The sequence below is a fragment of the Hymenobacter artigasi genome (assembly GCF_012275535.1).
GTDB classification, from domain to species: domain Bacteria; phylum Bacteroidota; class Bacteroidia; order Cytophagales; family Hymenobacteraceae; genus Hymenobacter; species Hymenobacter artigasi.
The window spans coordinates 207,651-221,678 of sequence record NZ_JAAVTK010000005.1 but is presented as its reverse complement, the minus strand read 5'-3'; the positions used below and the strand labels follow the sequence as shown (position 1 = coordinate 221,678).

General features: G+C 60.4%; 12 protein-coding genes. 9 read left to right on the top strand and 3 right to left on the bottom strand.

Annotated elements, in window-relative coordinates:
- The first annotated feature begins 162 nt into the window (after nt 1-162).
- Entirely contained in the window at nt 163-1,656 is a 1,494-nt protein-coding gene (locus HBN54_RS10835) for a PAS domain-containing sensor histidine kinase (RefSeq protein WP_168673209.1), read from the top strand.
- Between the two features lie 112 nt (nt 1,657-1,768).
- Here the strand turns inward: HBN54_RS10835 and porX are convergent, their stop codons facing one another.
- Nucleotides 1,769-3,337, bottom strand: a complete 1,569-nt coding sequence (gene porX / locus HBN54_RS10830; RefSeq protein WP_168673208.1) for a T9SS response regulator signal transducer PorX — start codon at nt 3,335-3,337, stop codon at nt 1,769-1,771.
- Nucleotides 3,338-3,524: 187 nt separating this feature from the next.
- Between porX and HBN54_RS10825 the strand changes: the two genes are divergently transcribed.
- The 7 genes from HBN54_RS10825 (at nt 3,525) to HBN54_RS10795 (ending at nt 10,193) form a co-directional block, all read left to right on the top strand.
- On the top strand, nt 3,525-3,902 hold the full coding sequence (locus HBN54_RS10825) for a four helix bundle protein (protein ID WP_168673207.1): 378 nt from the start codon (nt 3,525-3,527) through the stop codon (nt 3,900-3,902).
- Between the two features lie 97 nt (nt 3,903-3,999).
- Entirely contained in the window at nt 4,000-5,229 is a 1,230-nt protein-coding gene (locus tag HBN54_RS10820; RefSeq protein WP_168673206.1) for an HD domain-containing protein, read from the top strand.
- Between the two features lie 118 nt (nt 5,230-5,347).
- Nucleotides 5,348-6,388, top strand: coding sequence for a UDP-3-O-(3-hydroxymyristoyl)glucosamine N-acyltransferase (gene lpxD, locus HBN54_RS10815; protein WP_168673205.1), 1,041 nt, complete (start codon nt 5,348-5,350; stop codon nt 6,386-6,388).
- Nucleotides 6,389-6,503: 115 nt separating this feature from the next.
- Nucleotides 6,504-7,898: a bifunctional UDP-3-O-[3-hydroxymyristoyl] N-acetylglucosamine deacetylase/3-hydroxyacyl-ACP dehydratase gene (locus tag HBN54_RS10810; protein ID WP_168673204.1), complete on the top strand. Its 1,395-nt coding sequence runs from the start codon at nt 6,504-6,506 to the stop codon at nt 7,896-7,898.
- Nucleotides 7,899-8,009: 111 nt separating this feature from the next.
- Nucleotides 8,010-8,816 carry an acyl-ACP--UDP-N-acetylglucosamine O-acyltransferase gene (gene lpxA, locus HBN54_RS10805; RefSeq protein WP_168673203.1) on the top strand — a complete coding sequence of 269 codons (807 nt, stop codon included), beginning with the start codon at nt 8,010-8,012 and terminating at the stop codon, nt 8,814-8,816.
- 179 nt (nt 8,817-8,995) lie between these two features.
- Complete coding sequence (locus HBN54_RS10800) at nt 8,996-9,628, top strand: ABC transporter ATP-binding protein (RefSeq protein ID WP_168673202.1); 633 nt, start codon at nt 8,996-8,998, stop codon at nt 9,626-9,628.
- A gap of 202 nt (nt 9,629-9,830) precedes the next feature.
- A complete protein-coding gene (locus HBN54_RS10795; protein WP_168673201.1) occupies nt 9,831-10,193 on the top strand; it encodes a hypothetical protein in 363 nt (120 codons plus the stop codon).
- Between the two features lie 156 nt (nt 10,194-10,349).
- Here HBN54_RS10795 and HBN54_RS10790 read toward each other — a convergent pair whose 3' ends face one another.
- Nucleotides 10,350-11,189 carry a DUF4197 domain-containing protein gene (locus HBN54_RS10790; RefSeq protein WP_168673200.1) on the bottom strand — a complete coding sequence of 280 codons (840 nt, stop codon included), beginning with the start codon at nt 11,187-11,189 and terminating at the stop codon, nt 10,350-10,352.
- Nucleotides 11,190-11,302: 113 nt separating this feature from the next.
- Between HBN54_RS10790 and HBN54_RS10785 the strand changes: the two genes are divergently transcribed.
- Nucleotides 11,303-12,604, top strand: coding sequence for a competence/damage-inducible protein A (locus HBN54_RS10785; protein WP_168673199.1), 1,302 nt, complete (start codon nt 11,303-11,305; stop codon nt 12,602-12,604).
- Nucleotides 12,605-12,770: 166 nt separating this feature from the next.
- Here HBN54_RS10785 and HBN54_RS10780 read toward each other — a convergent pair whose 3' ends face one another.
- Nucleotides 12,771-13,997: a bifunctional 3,4-dihydroxy-2-butanone-4-phosphate synthase/GTP cyclohydrolase II gene (locus HBN54_RS10780; protein ID WP_168673198.1), complete on the bottom strand. Its 1,227-nt coding sequence runs from the start codon at nt 13,995-13,997 to the stop codon at nt 12,771-12,773.
- Nucleotides 13,998-14,028 lie beyond the last annotated feature (31 nt).

Below are 14,028 nucleotides of genomic sequence, written 5' to 3'. Positions count from 1 at the left end.
CTTCCGGCATTCGGCCAGGGCGGAAGTACTACCACAGGGCACGGCCGTTATGTATGACACGAAATACCGGAGAAAACAGGAGTTTCGGCCCCGAAACTGGGAAAAGCTCAGCAGTTATATCTTAACTGGTGCGTACCTTTCCCGCACGCTCTTCCCCTCGTGATGCCTGATTCTGCGCCACTTCCTGCTCCCACTGCGCCGCTCCACCCGGTGGAGCTGCCCCTGCGCGCCCCCTCCGAGGAGCACCGCCTGCGCACGCTCCTGCAGCAAGCGCCGGCGTGCATGGCCAGCCTGGCCGGGCCCGACTACATGGTGACCGTGACCAATGAGCTTTTCCGGCAGCTGTTTGGCGAGCGGCAGCTCATCGGCCTGCCCCTGCGCGAGGCCCTGCCGGAGCTGGTTGGGCAGCCTTTTTTTGACTTGCTGAACGAGGCCTACCGCACCGGCGAGCCGTGCTACGGCTACGAAGCCGGGGCCTATGCCAGCGCCACCTACGCCGGCCTGAACCGGCCCATCCATTTCAACTTCATCGGCCAGCCCGCGCGCGACCCCCTGGGCCGGGTTACGGGCGTGCTACTGTTTGCCTACAACGTGAGCGCGCACGTCCGCTCCCGCCAGCTGGCCGAGGCCGATGACCGGCCGCCGGCCACGGCGCATCAGCTGGCCATCGCCAACGAGGAGCTGGCCATCGCCAACGAGGAGCTGTCGGTGAGCTACGAGGAGCTGGATGCCAGCAACCACCACCTGGCCGTCACCAACCAGGAGCTGGCTACCGCCAACGAGCGCCTCCGAACGTCCAACCTCAGCATTCAGCAGCAGTCCCAGGAGCTGCACAAGTCGCACCTGGCCGTGCGCAAGCTCAACCAGCAGCTCGAAGCCCGCGTGGCCGAGCGCACCGGCCAGCTGCAAACGGCCCTGCACGACATCGAGCACGCCAATACCGCCCTGCTCCTGAGCAACCAGCAACTCACCCGCACCAATCAGGACCTGGACAGCTTCGTGTATGCCTCCAGCCACGACCTCAAACAGCCCGTCAACAACCTGGCCGGCCTCATTGCTGAGCTCCGCCGCAGCGTCACCTTTGCCGACCCCGCCGAGGAGCAGCTCCTTCTGCCCCTCATTCACGACGCGCTGCGCCAGCTCAGTACCAACATCGACGACCTGGCGGCCCTGGGCCAGGCCCAGCAGGTAGCCCTGGCTCCACCCGAACCCGTGGACCTGCAGGCCCTGGTGCTGGACGTGCTCCAGACCCTGGAGCCGCAGGTGCGCGCCACCCGCGCCCGCATCACCACCGATTTTAGCGCCCGGCCCGTGCTCTTCTACCCCCGGGCCAGCCTGCGCACCATTCTGCTCAACCTGCTAAGCAACGCCTTCAAGTACACCAATCCCGCCCGCCCGTCCCGCGTGCACTGCTCGCTCTGGCTCGAAAACGACCAACCCGTGCTCTGGGTGAAGGACAATGGCCTGGGGTTTGATGCGGCGCGCTACGGGGCCGAGCTGTTCCAGCTGTTTCGCCGCTTCCACACCCACACCGAAGGCACCGGCGTGGGTTTGTACCTCGTCAATCGCCTGGTGCAGGTGCAGGGCGGCCACCTGGCAGTAGAAAGCCAGGTGGGCGAGGGTGCCACCTTTCGGGTGCACTTTGGGCGCGTTTAAGCACTCGCGCAACTCCAATCCACCACAACCGGGGAGCTCCAGCAAGGCTAATCAACAAAAAATGCCGCCTCGATTGAGGCGGCATTTTTACGTTTAATTCCGGCTGTTCTGACTACCCTTTTGCCGTGAGCGTCACGTAAGGAATAATGCATTCCTCCAGCGAAATACCGCCGTGCTGGAACGTGTCCTTGTAGTAGTTCACGTAGTAGTTGTAGTTGTTGGGATAGGCGAAGAAGTAGTCGCCAATCGTGAACACATACGCGGTACTCACATTCTCACGGGGCAGGAAAATGGATTCCGGCTTGCGCACTACGTACACGTCGCGCGAGTCTTCAAAGCCCAGATTCTTGCCGTGTTTGTAGCGCAGGTTGGTGTTCGTATTGCGGTCGCCCACAATCTTATAGGGGCGCTTGCAGCGGATGGTGCCGTGGTCGGTAGTGATAATGAGCTTGCCTTTTTTGTCGGCAATCTGCTGCATCATTTCGTACAGCGGCGAGTGCAGGAACCACGAGCGGGTGATGCTGCGGTAGGCCGATTCATCGGCGGCCAGCTCCCGAATCATGGCCATATCGGTGCGGGCGTGCGAGAGCATGTCCACGAAGTTGTACACGATGACGTTGCACTTGTAGTTGTTGTGCAGGTTGCTGATTTTACCCAGCAAGTCCTTGCCGGCCTGCAGGTTGGTCACCTTGTGGTAGCTGTGCTTGGCCTTCTGGTTGTTCTTCTGGAAGTTAATTTCCATGAACTCGGCCTCGTGCAGGTTTTTGCCCTCGTCGTCGTCGTCGGTCACCCACAGGTTGGGGTACTTCTTCTGAATATCGCTCGGCATCATGCCCGAGAAAATGGCGTTCCGCGCGTAGGCCGTGGTGGTCGGCAGAATGGCGTAGTACATCTCCTCACTGTCCACCGTAAACATTTCGGTGATAATCGGTTCCAGCACTTTCCATTGGTCGTAGCGCAGGTTGTCGATGAGTACGAAGTACACGGGCGTATCGCCGGTGGCCTTCAGCGTGGGGAACACCCGCTCCTTAAACAGCTGGTGCGACATGAGCGGCGCGTCCTTGTCGTCGCCGTTCACCCAGTCCTCGTAGCTCTCCGTTATGAAGCGGCCGAAGTACGTATTGGCCTCGTCCTTCTGCATGTTGAAGACCTCGGCCATGCTTTTGCCTTCGGTTTCGTTGATTTCCAACTCCCAGTACACCAGCTTTTTGTACACATCAGCCCATTCGGCGGGCGTGAGGCGGTCGGAAAGCTGCATGCCGAGCTGGCGGAAATCGCGCTGGTAGCCCGAGTTGGTGGCCTCGCTCACGAGGCGCTTGTTATCAAGCACCTTCTTCACCGACAGCAGTATCTGACTGGGGTTCACCGGCTTAATCAGGTAATCGGCAATTTTCGCGCCGATAGCCGACTCCATGATGTGCTCTTCCTCGCTCTTGGTAATCATTACCACGGGCACGGTGGGCCGGATGGCCTTTATTTCGGTAAGCGTCTGTAAGCCAGTCAAGCCGGGCATGTTCTCATCGAGAAACACGAGGTCGTAGCTCTTTTCCTGAATCTCCTCAATGGCATCGGCACCACTGTTGACGGGCGTTACGTCGTAGCCTTTCTCCTTGAGAAACAGCAGGTGCGGCTTGAGCAGATCGATTTCGTCGTCGGCCCAGAGGATGGTGGTTTGTTGCATAGTGGGGTCTTGGGGACTAAGGGTCTTAGGGACTTGGTTTTTCGTTCAGAGGCGCAAACTGCGCATACACTGTACGAATAGCGGCAGTCAGCTCCGTCGTATGGCGTAGCTTCGCGCTCTGTCATTGACGGGCTACGCCTGCAAATGTTGCCTTTTGGTTTTTAAGCACCAGGCTTTTCGTGCTGCTATGTTCGACTTTCGCAAGCTAAGAATCTGGCAGGAAAGCTACACGCTTACTCTTGAAGTCTATCGACTGACGCGAAGTTTCCCTCGCGACGAATTATTCGGCCTGACCAGCCAGATGCGGCGGGCTGCCAATTCCGTGCCGCACAACATCGCCGAAGGCTGCGGCCGAAACTCAAAACCAGAATTGCTGCGCTTTATCGTCATTGCCATGGGTTCAGCCAGCGAGCTTGAATCTGAAGTTCTGGTAGCCCAGGGCCTGAACTTTCTGCCCTCGGAACAGGCCGAACTCCTGTTGGAACGCATTACCCAGCTGCGCCGCATGCTCACCGCCTACTATCAAAAGGTAAAAAATGCCCCCGATAGTCAGCCAAAAACGTAAGGCAGACACCCCGCAAACCGGCCCCGCAAACCGGCCCCGCAAACCGGCCCCGCAAAAAAACCAAGTCCCTAAGACCCCAAGTCCCCAAGACCCTAAAGTGAACAAGAAAAAAATCTTCAACGACCCCGTTTACGGCTTCGTCACCATCCCGACGGAGTTCCTGTTTGACCTGATTGAGCACCCGTATTTCCAGCGGCTGCGGCGCATTCAGCAGCTCGGCCTCACCGGTTTTGTGTACCCTGGGGCGCTGCACACGCGCTTCCACCACGCGCTGGGGGCCATGCACCTGATGTCGCTGGCCCTGCGCACACTCAAGGACAAGGGCGTGAAGATTTCGGCCGTGGAGGGCGAGGCGGCGCTGGCGGCCATCCTGCTGCACGACGTGGGCCACGGCCCCCTCTCCCACGCCCTCGAAACCGCTATTTTCCAGGACGTGCCGCACGAGCAGCTGTCGCTGTTCCTGATGGAGCGCCTGAACAAAGAATTTCACGGCAAGCTCGATTTGGCCATTGAGATGTTCAAAGGCACCTACAAGCGGCCGTTTTTTCACCAGCTGGTGAGCAGCCAGCTCGACATGGACCGCCTCGATTACCTCAACCGCGACTCCTTCTATACCGGCGTGGAGGAAGGCCGCCCGGGAGCCGACCGCCTCATCAAAATGCTGCGCGTGCACGAAGAGCGGCTGGTGCTCGAAGAAAAAGCGGTGTACTCGGTCGAGAATTTCCTGGTGAGCCGCCGGCTGATGTACTGGCAGGTATACCTGCACAAAACCGTGACCTCGGCCGAGCAGATGGTGATTCGGGTGGTGCAGCGCGCCCGCGACCTGGCCCGCCAGGGCGTGGAAGTGCCCGCCAACAGCTGTTTGGGCTACTTCCTGGGCCGCGCCGTGAGCCTGGACGAGTTCGAGAAAAACGACAAAATCCTCAGCCATTTTGTCGAGCTCGATGATTACGACATCTGGTCGGCCATCAAGGCCTGGGCCGGGCATCCCGACGTGGTGCTCAGCTACCTTGCCAAGAGCATCCTGCACCGCAACCTGCTCAAAATCGTGCTCGCCCCCGAGCCGTTCGACGACGAATTCCGCCTCGGCATCCGCGAGCTGATTGAGGAGAAATTCAACCTGCCGCCCGCCGAGGCCGAGCTGCTCATGATTTCGGGCCGCCTCAGCAACAGCGCCTACAACGCCGAAAGCCAGGAGCCCATCGAAATTCTGACCAAAAAAGGCGACGTGGTGAACGTAATGGAAGCCTCCGACCTGCCCAACATCCGCGCCCTGAGCCAGCGCGTGGAGAAATTCTACATCTGCTACCCGAAGGAGATTGTGTAGAATTTGGTGCCTGGTACTTAGTGCTTGGTGCTTGGTTTTCAACAATCCATCGGGTTATAACAAGCTTTAGCCAAACGCCAGGCACCAAGCACTAAGCACCAGGCACTAATTTCGCCCTATGGAATTTACCGTTCAGCAAATTGCCGAAGTCCTCGGCGGCACCGTGGAGGGCGACGCCACCCTGCGCATCTCCAGCCTGGCCAAGATTGAAGAGGCCCGGGCCGGCTCCCTCACCTTCCTCTCGAATAGCAAATACGAGCCGTTTCTCTACGAAACCGGTGCTTCGGCCGTCATTGTGGGCCAGGCGCTGGAGCTGAAACACGCCATCACGCCCGCCCTGATTCGGGTCGAAAATCCGTACACCGCGTTCAGTCAGCTGCTGGAATTTTACGCGCAGGCCACCCGCACCGGCAAGCGCGGCGTGGAGCAGCCTTCGTTTATGGGCGAAAGCTCCGAGATTGGGGCCGGCCACTACCGGGGCGCGTTTTCCTACATCGGTGATAATTGCAAGCTGGGCGAAAACGTGCTGGTGTTTCCGCACGCCTACATCGGCGACCGGGTCACGATTGGCGCGGGCAGCGTTATCCACGCCGGGGCCAAAATTTATCCCGATACCGTCATTGGCCAGTTTTGCGTCGTTAAGGCCGGGGCCGTGGTCGGTTCCGATGGCTTCGGCTTCGCCCCGCAGCCCGACGGTTCCTACAAAGCCATTCCGCAAATCGGCAATGTGGTGCTCGAAGATTACGTCAGCATCGGGGCCAATGCCACCATCGACTGCGCCACGCTGGGCTCCACGCGCATCGGCCGGGGCAGCAAAATTGATAACCTCGTGCAGCTGGCCCACAACGTCGAAATCGGCCAGCACACCGTCATTGCCTCACAAACGGGCATTGCCGGCTCGGCCAAAATCGGCGACTATTGCGTGCTGGCGGGTCAGGTAGGCATGGCCGGCCACGTCATGCTGGCCAACAAAACCACCGTCACCGCGCAGTCCGGCATCGGCAAGAACGTGAAGCAGGAAGGCACCTTCCTGCAAGGCTCCACGGCCTTCGACTTTAAGCAGAACCAGCGCGCCCAAATCGTTTTCCGCCGCCTGCCCGAGCTGGAACAACGCGTGGCCTCGCTGGAGAAGGCGAAAAACGCGACGGAAAAGCCCTAGCTTTGCAGCTTCTTAGTGCCTGGTGCTTGGTGCCTGGTGCTTGGCAGTTAGACTTGATTGTCTTGCTTCCTTAGTACCAGGCACCAAGCACCAGGCACCAAGCACCAAAATACGAATGAACGACAAGCAACACACCATTCAGGCACCCGTGACAGTGCGCGGCATCGGACTGCACACCGGCGTAGAGGCCACCATGACGTTTTGCCCCGCTCCGGTGGGCCACGGCTACAAGTTTCAACGGGTCGATTTGCCCGGGCAGCCCATCGTCGATGCCGACGTGGACAACGTGGTGGACCTGAGCCGCGGCACCACCATCGAGCAGAACGGGGCCCGCGTCAACACCGTGGAGCATACCCTGGCGGCCCTCGTGGGCCTGCAGCTCGACAACGTGCTCATTCAGCTCTCCGGCCCCGAACCGCCCATCATGGACGGGTCGTCGGCCGAGTTCATCAAAGCCCTCACTTCGGTGGGGTTTGAAGAGCAGAATGCGCTGCGCAACTACTACGAAATCCCGGAAAGCATTCGGTACGTGGACAATGCACGAGGTGTGGAAATTGCCGCCCTGCCCCTCCCCGACTATCGCCTCACGGTGATGGTGGACTATAACTCGCCCGTGCTGGGCTCGCAGCACGCCACGCTGGACGACATTGGCAAGTTTAGCGAAGAAATTGCATCGTCGCGCACCTTCTGCTTTTTGCACGAGCTGGAAATGCTCTACAAAAACAACCTCATTCGCGGCGGCGATTTGAGCAATGCCATCGTGGTCGTGGACCGCGTGGTGAGCGACGATGAGCTCTCGGACTTGGCCAAAATGCTGGGCAAGCCCCGCGTATCGGTGAAGAAGGAAGGCATTCTGAACAACGTGGACCTGCGCCACAAAAACGAGCCCGCCCGCCACAAGCTGCTCGACCTAGTGGGCGACCTCGCCCTGGTAGGCCGCCCGCTGAAAGGCCAGATTCTGGCCGCCCGCCCCGGCCACGCCGCCAACGTGGCCTTCGCCAAGAAAATCAAGAAAAAGATGCTGGAGTCGCGCACCAACCCGGTGCCCATGTACGACCCCAACCGCGAGCCGGTGATGGACATCAACCGCATCATGCAGGTGCTGCCTCACCGCTACCCGTTCGTGATGATTGACAAGGTCATTCATCTAGACGACCAGGTGGTGACGGCCGTTAAAAACGTGTCGATTAACGAGCCGTTCTTCCAGGGCCACTTCCCCGGCAACCCGGTGATGCCCGGCGTGCTCCAGATTGAAGGCTTGGCCCAAACCGGCGGCATTCTGGTGATGAACACCGTGTCGGACCCCGAAAACTACTGGCAGTATTTCCTGGGCATCGAGAATGCCCGCTTCCGCAAAAAGGTACTGCCCGGCGATACCATCGTGTATCATTGCCAGCTGCTGGCGCCCATCAAGCGCGGCATTGCCAAAATGCGCGGCCAGGCTTTCGTGAACGGCAAAGTGGTGTGCGAAGCCGAAATGAGCGCCGCTATTGTCCGCAAAGACGCTTAGTTTTTAATTATGAATTATAAATTATGAATTATAAAATAGCTTTTCAGCGTCTGCAAAGCCATTTTCAATTCATAATTTATAATTCATAATTCATAATTTTCTGAAAGAAGAATGCTTTCCCCCCTCGCCTATATTCACCCTTCTGCTCGCCTCGCGGCGGGCGTCACCGTTGAGCCGTTTACGACCATTGCGGCCGATGTCGAAATCGGGGAGGGCTCCTGGATTGGGCCGAATGTGACCATCATGGACGGGACGCGCATCGGGGCCAACTGTCAGATATTTCCCGGGGCCGTGATTGGGGCCGTGCCGCAGGATTTGAAGTTTGCCGGCGAACAGACCACTGCCGTTATCGGCGACTATACCGTAATTCGGGAGTGCGTGACCGTGAATCGTGGTACCGTGGACCGGGGCGAAACCCGGGTGGGCAGCTACTGCCTGCTGATGGCCTACGTGCACATCGCCCACGACTGCATTATTGGCAATCATTGCATTCTGGCCAATACCGTGCAGGTGGCGGGCCACGTCGAGATTGGCGATTACGCCATTGTGGGCGGGTCGTCGGCGGTGCACCAGTTCGTTAAAATCGGGGCGCACGCTATGGTTTCGGGCGGCTCACTGGTGCGCAAGGACGTGCCGCCGTATGTGAAAGCCGGCCGCGAACCCCTCTCCTACGCCGGGGCCAACTCGGTGGGCCTGCGCCGCCGGGGTTTCTCCGAAGAAGCCATCAACATGGTGCAGCAGCTGTACCGCACCCTCTTCCTTGGCGGCCTGAACAACCACGATGCCCTAACGCAGATTGAACGCGAGCTGCCCGCTACGCCCGAACGCGACCTGGCCCTGCAATTTGTGCGGGCCGCTACGCGGGGCATCATCAAGGGCCCCAAGCGCGGCCGGGCCGACGGCAACGAGGCGGAGTAGCATTTAATGGCTGGTAATTTTATAGAGCAGCTGTCATCCTGAGCGCAGCGAAGGACCTTGTCACGTTTGCACCGAATGAGTTACTGCAAAACGTTCAAGCCCGACAAGGTCCTTCGCTGCGCTCAGGATGACAGCTGCTCTATAAAATTACCAAACCGCTTCAATCACCAATCACTCCTTTGCAAATCACCGCCACCGGCCTGGGCAAGCGCTTCCAGCGCGACTGGATTTTCCGGGGCCTGACACGCACGTTTCGGCCGGGTAGCGCTACGGCCGTCCTTGGGCCCAACGGCGCGGGCAAGAGCACACTGCTGAACACTTTTTCGGGGCAGCTACTAACTACCGAGGGTACGCTGACCTACTCGCTGGCCGGCCGCGCCCTGGCCGTGGAGGACGTTCCCCGGCACCTGGCCTACGCCGCGCCCTACCTGGAGCTGCTGGAGGAGCTGACGCTGCTGGAGATGCTGCAGTTTCACACGCAGTTCAAGCCGCTGCGGCCCGGCGTAACGATTGACCAGCTTATCGGCATTATGTACCTCGAAAAGGCGCGGCACCAGCTGGTGCGCGAGTTTTCCTCGGGCATGAAGCAGCGGCTGAAGCTGGGGTTGGCGCTATACGCCGATGCGCCCCTGCTCCTGCTCGACGAGCCCACCACCAACCTCGACACCACCGGCGTGGCCTGGTACCAGGAGCACGTGCAGGCCACCCGCGCCGGCCGCACGCTGCTGCTCAGCTCCAATGTGCCGGCCGAGTACAGCTTTTGCGACGAGCAATTGGTGGTGACGGATTTCCAGCCGGTACGCGGCCAGTAATGCTCATTTGCGGGCTTTTAACTCCCTGATTTCTTGCCCGGAATAATGTCTTGGCGAGCCGGCAGAAGCCCCATTCCCAAGCCTGAGCTTATCTTTTTTCTCCGCACCAATGAGGCGGAAATGGAACCGAAAATCCGCTACGGCCGTATCTTCGCGGCCTATTAAAGCATCATTTCTCACCTCAACCTAATCCGCCCCGGCCATGATTGATGACGACGACCTGGACGACGACTTGCTCGACGACGACGATAACCTGGACTCCTACGCCAAGAAAGGCGGCGCTGCCGCCCTTGGCAATACTGAAGACCGCCTCTCGGCCAAATACGCCGATTACCTGATGTGGACCGACACGGGCTCCTCGCATGACGAGGCGCTGGACCTGGCCAACATGAGCGAAGAAGAATTTGTGGAAGCCGAGCGCGCCGAAAACTCAGACCGCGGCGGCTTCACCAGCCTCGACGATGACGACGACGATTTTGCCGACGACAACGATGATGAGGACGAAGGCTACAGCAGTGGCCGGGGCAGCCGCGGCGGCAGCAGCTTCGACAGCGACGATTACTAGGCTTTAGGTAGTCGGTATTGGGTAATCTGTATTCAGACTGTGCCAGCCGATGCCTCTAATAGAAGGAACAAATGAAAAGGCCCCACCTGGAAATTCCAGGCGGGGCCTTTGTGGTAATCCGATTACTGACTACTCAGTACCGTTTACCAGGAAAAACTAGCGGCCGAACACCGACTTGAGGATGTCGCTGGTACGGGCGGCGGGGTTCTTGCGGATTTTGGCTTCCTCGTTGGCCAGCAGGATGAACAGGCCATCCACGGCTTTCTGGGTGGTATAGTCGGCCAGGCTGAGGTTGACCGGCGTCATGAGCGGAATCTTGTTGTATTTGTCGGTCACGGTGGCGTAGGCGCGGCCGGCACCCACCTGGTCGATGGCAGTTTCAATATCGGGGTGGAAAGCCATAATCAGCTGCTGCTGAGTCGACTTGCGCAGGAACTGCGTGGCCGCATCGGTCGAGCTGCTGGTTACCAGCGTGAGGGCATCGGTGATGCTGATGTTGGCCAGGGCGTTGAGGAAAATATCCTTGGCTTTGGGCGCGGCGGCCTCGGCGGCGCGGTTGAGCTGCGTTTCGAGCTGGGTGAACACCAAGCTCATGCCCGGCAGGCGGCCCACGGTGCTTTTTACGATTTCCAGGTCGGGCGGCACGGGAATGTGAATGTCGTCGTTCAGGTTGAAGCCGTCGGGCTCCGAGGCGAACTGCACGGCCTTTACAATGCCCTTGTTGAGGGCTTCTTTAACGCCGGCGCTGGCCTGGGCTTCGGTGAGGGGTGCCACGGGCGCGGCTACGGGGGCCGGCGCTTTGGTGGTGGCGGCTTTGGCGGCAGCCGCTTTGGCAGCGGCGGCCTTGGTGGCGGCAGCTTTCGCGGCGGCCGTCTTAGCGGCAGCAGCTTTGGCAGCAGCGGCTTTTTTGGCAGCGGTGGTCTGGGCGTGGGCGGCGGGGGCAGAAGCGGCCAGCAGGCCGGCTACGAGCAAGGCACTGGCAATGCGAGTAAACATGAAATAAACTGACGCGACGGGAAAACCGGATGGCCCCTATGGCTGTCCTTGGACCGCCGCTTGTGCAAATTGAAGACAAATTTGCGGCCAAACCTATTTTTTTCGCCCAACCCATGCCCACGGCACACTCAACCACCCAATCCAGCCCTTCGCCTTCTACCCACGCCGCCCCGCCCGATGTCGAAATCATGACCATCGGCGACGAGCTGCTGTACGGGCAGGTTATCGATACCAATTCGGCCTTTATGGGCCAGGAACTGGGCAAAATCGGCCTGCGCGTACGGCAGATTTCGTCGGTTTCGGACCGAGCCGATGAGATTGTGGCGGCCCTGGACCTGGCCCGGCAACGGGCGCAGGTGGTGCTCATTACCGGCGGCCTCGGCCCCACCAAAGACGACCTCACCAAGCACGTACTGGCCCGCTACTTCGGCACCGGGCTGGTGATGCACGAGCCCACGCTGCACCACGTGGAGGAAATATTCAAGCGCTTCCAGCGGCCCATGCTGGACGTGAACCGCCAGCAGGCCCTGGTACCGGCCAACTGCGAGGTGCTGCACAACGCCGTGGGCACGGCCCCCGGCATGTGGTTTCTGGACCAGGGCACCATTTTCGTGAGCATGCCCGGCGTGCCCTTCGAAATGAAGCGCCTGATGACCGACCACGTCCTGCCGCGCCTGCAGGCCCAGTTCCATATCGCCCCCATCGAGCACGTCGTGGTGATGACGGCCGGCCTCGGCGAGTCGTTTCTGGCCCAGAGAATCGAGGATTGGGAAGATGCCCTGCCTGCCAACATCAAGCTGGCCTACCTGCCCAGCTTCGGGGCCGTGCGTCTGCGCCTGACCGGCTCCGACGACGGCTGGCCCGACCTGCGCGGCCGCATGCTTGCCCTGCTGCCCGCCCTGCGCGAACGCATCGGTGAGTACATTTTTGCCGAGGAAGAAACCACCCTCGAAGCTGCCATTGGCAAGTTATTGCTCGCCAGAAACCTCACCATCGGCACCGCCGAAAGCTGCACCGGCGGCCTGGTCGCTCAGCGCCTCACCAGCGTTTCGGGCAGCTCGGCGTATTTCCGGGGCGGCATCGTGGCCTACCACAACGACATCAAGCAGCAGGAATTAGGTGTGAAAACCGAAACCCTGGCCGAATTCGGGGCCGTGAGCGAGGCCACCGTGCGCGAGATGGCCGAGGGTGCCCGCCACCGCCTGGGCGTGGAGGTGGCCGTGGCCATCAGCGGCATTGCCGGCCCCACCGGTGCCACCGAAACCAAGAAGGTGGGAACCGTCTGCCTCGCTTACGCCGACGCTACCCAGACCATCAGCCGCGAGTACGTGCTGGACCGGGGCCGGGCCCTGAACACAGAATACGCCGCCCAATCGATGCTCACGATGCTGCGGCAGCAACTTGCGCTGGGGTAGTACAGCGCCATAGCCCCAGCGGGGCGGCATATCGGTAGTACCCAACGCAAACAATACAACAAAGCCCCAGCGGGGCGACACTCGTTAAGCAAGTGTCGCCCCGCTGGGGCTTTAAAGCTAAAACAGGCAGCTGTCACTACCGACATGCCGCCCCTACGGGGCTTCGCTATGCTGCCGGCGTTTCGGCCGACACCACGCGCATAATCTCGTGGCCCATTTTGTCGCGCTTGGTGGTGAGGTAAACCTCATTATGCGGGTTCGAGTCGATTTCGATGGGCAGCGTTTCCACGATTTCGAGGCCGTAGCCGATGAGGCCGGTCCGCTTCTTGGGGTTGTTGGTGAGCAGACGCATCTGGCGCACGCCGAGGTCGCGCAGGATGCTGGCTCCCACGCCGTAGTCGCGCTCGTCGCCCTGGAAGCCCAGGTCCTCGTTGGCCTCCACGGTGTCGCGGCCCTGCTCCTGGAGCTTGTAGGCTTTGAGCTTGTTGAGCAGGCCAATACCCCGGCCTTCCTGGTTCATGTACACGATAACGCCGCGGCCTTCGCGCTCAATCTGGCGCATGGCCTGGCGCAGCTGCGGGCCGCAGTCGCAACGGCACGAGCCGAAGATATCGCCCGTTACGCACGAGCTGTGCACGCGCACCAGCACCGGCTCGGGGCCGCTGATGTCGCCCTTTACCAGAGCCAGGTGCTTGGCCCCGTTCGAGTTCTGAGTGAAGGCGTAGAGGTCGAAGTCGCCGTCTTCGGTGGGCATGCGCACCGAAATTTCGCGGGTAATGAGGCTTTCGGTGGCGAGGCGGTACTTGATAAGGTCCTGCACCGAAACCAGCTTCAGGTCCCATTTTTTGGCCACAATTTCGAGGTCGGGCAGGCGGGCCATCTCGCCGTCTTCCTTCAGAATTTCGACCAGCACGCCGGCCGGAGCCAGCCCCGCCAGGCGGGCCAAATCCACGGCCGCCTCGGTGTGACCGGCACGGCGCAACACGCCTTCCTTACGAGCTTTGAGGGGAAAGATGTGGCCGGGCTTGCCCAGCTCTTCGGGCTTGGTGGTGGGGTCGATGAGGGCCAGAATGGTCTTGCTGCGGTCGGAGGCCGAGATGCCGGTGGTCACGCCGTTCTTCAGCAAATCGACCGATACCGTAAACGGCGTGGCGTGCAGGGCTGTGTTGTGGCCCACCATCAGGTCGAGCCCCAGGGCTTCGCAGCGCTCCTCAGGCAGCGGGGCGCAGACAAGACCCCGGCCGTGAGTGGCCATAAAGTTGATGATTTCGGGGGTGGCGCACTCGGCCGCGCAAATGAAGTCGCCTTCGTTTTCGCGGTCTTCGTCATCAACTACGATGACAACTTTGCCAGCCCGGATGTCGGCAATGGCGGATTCGATGGAGTCAAGCATGGGGTGGGGTATTTCGGGCCATAACAGCGGG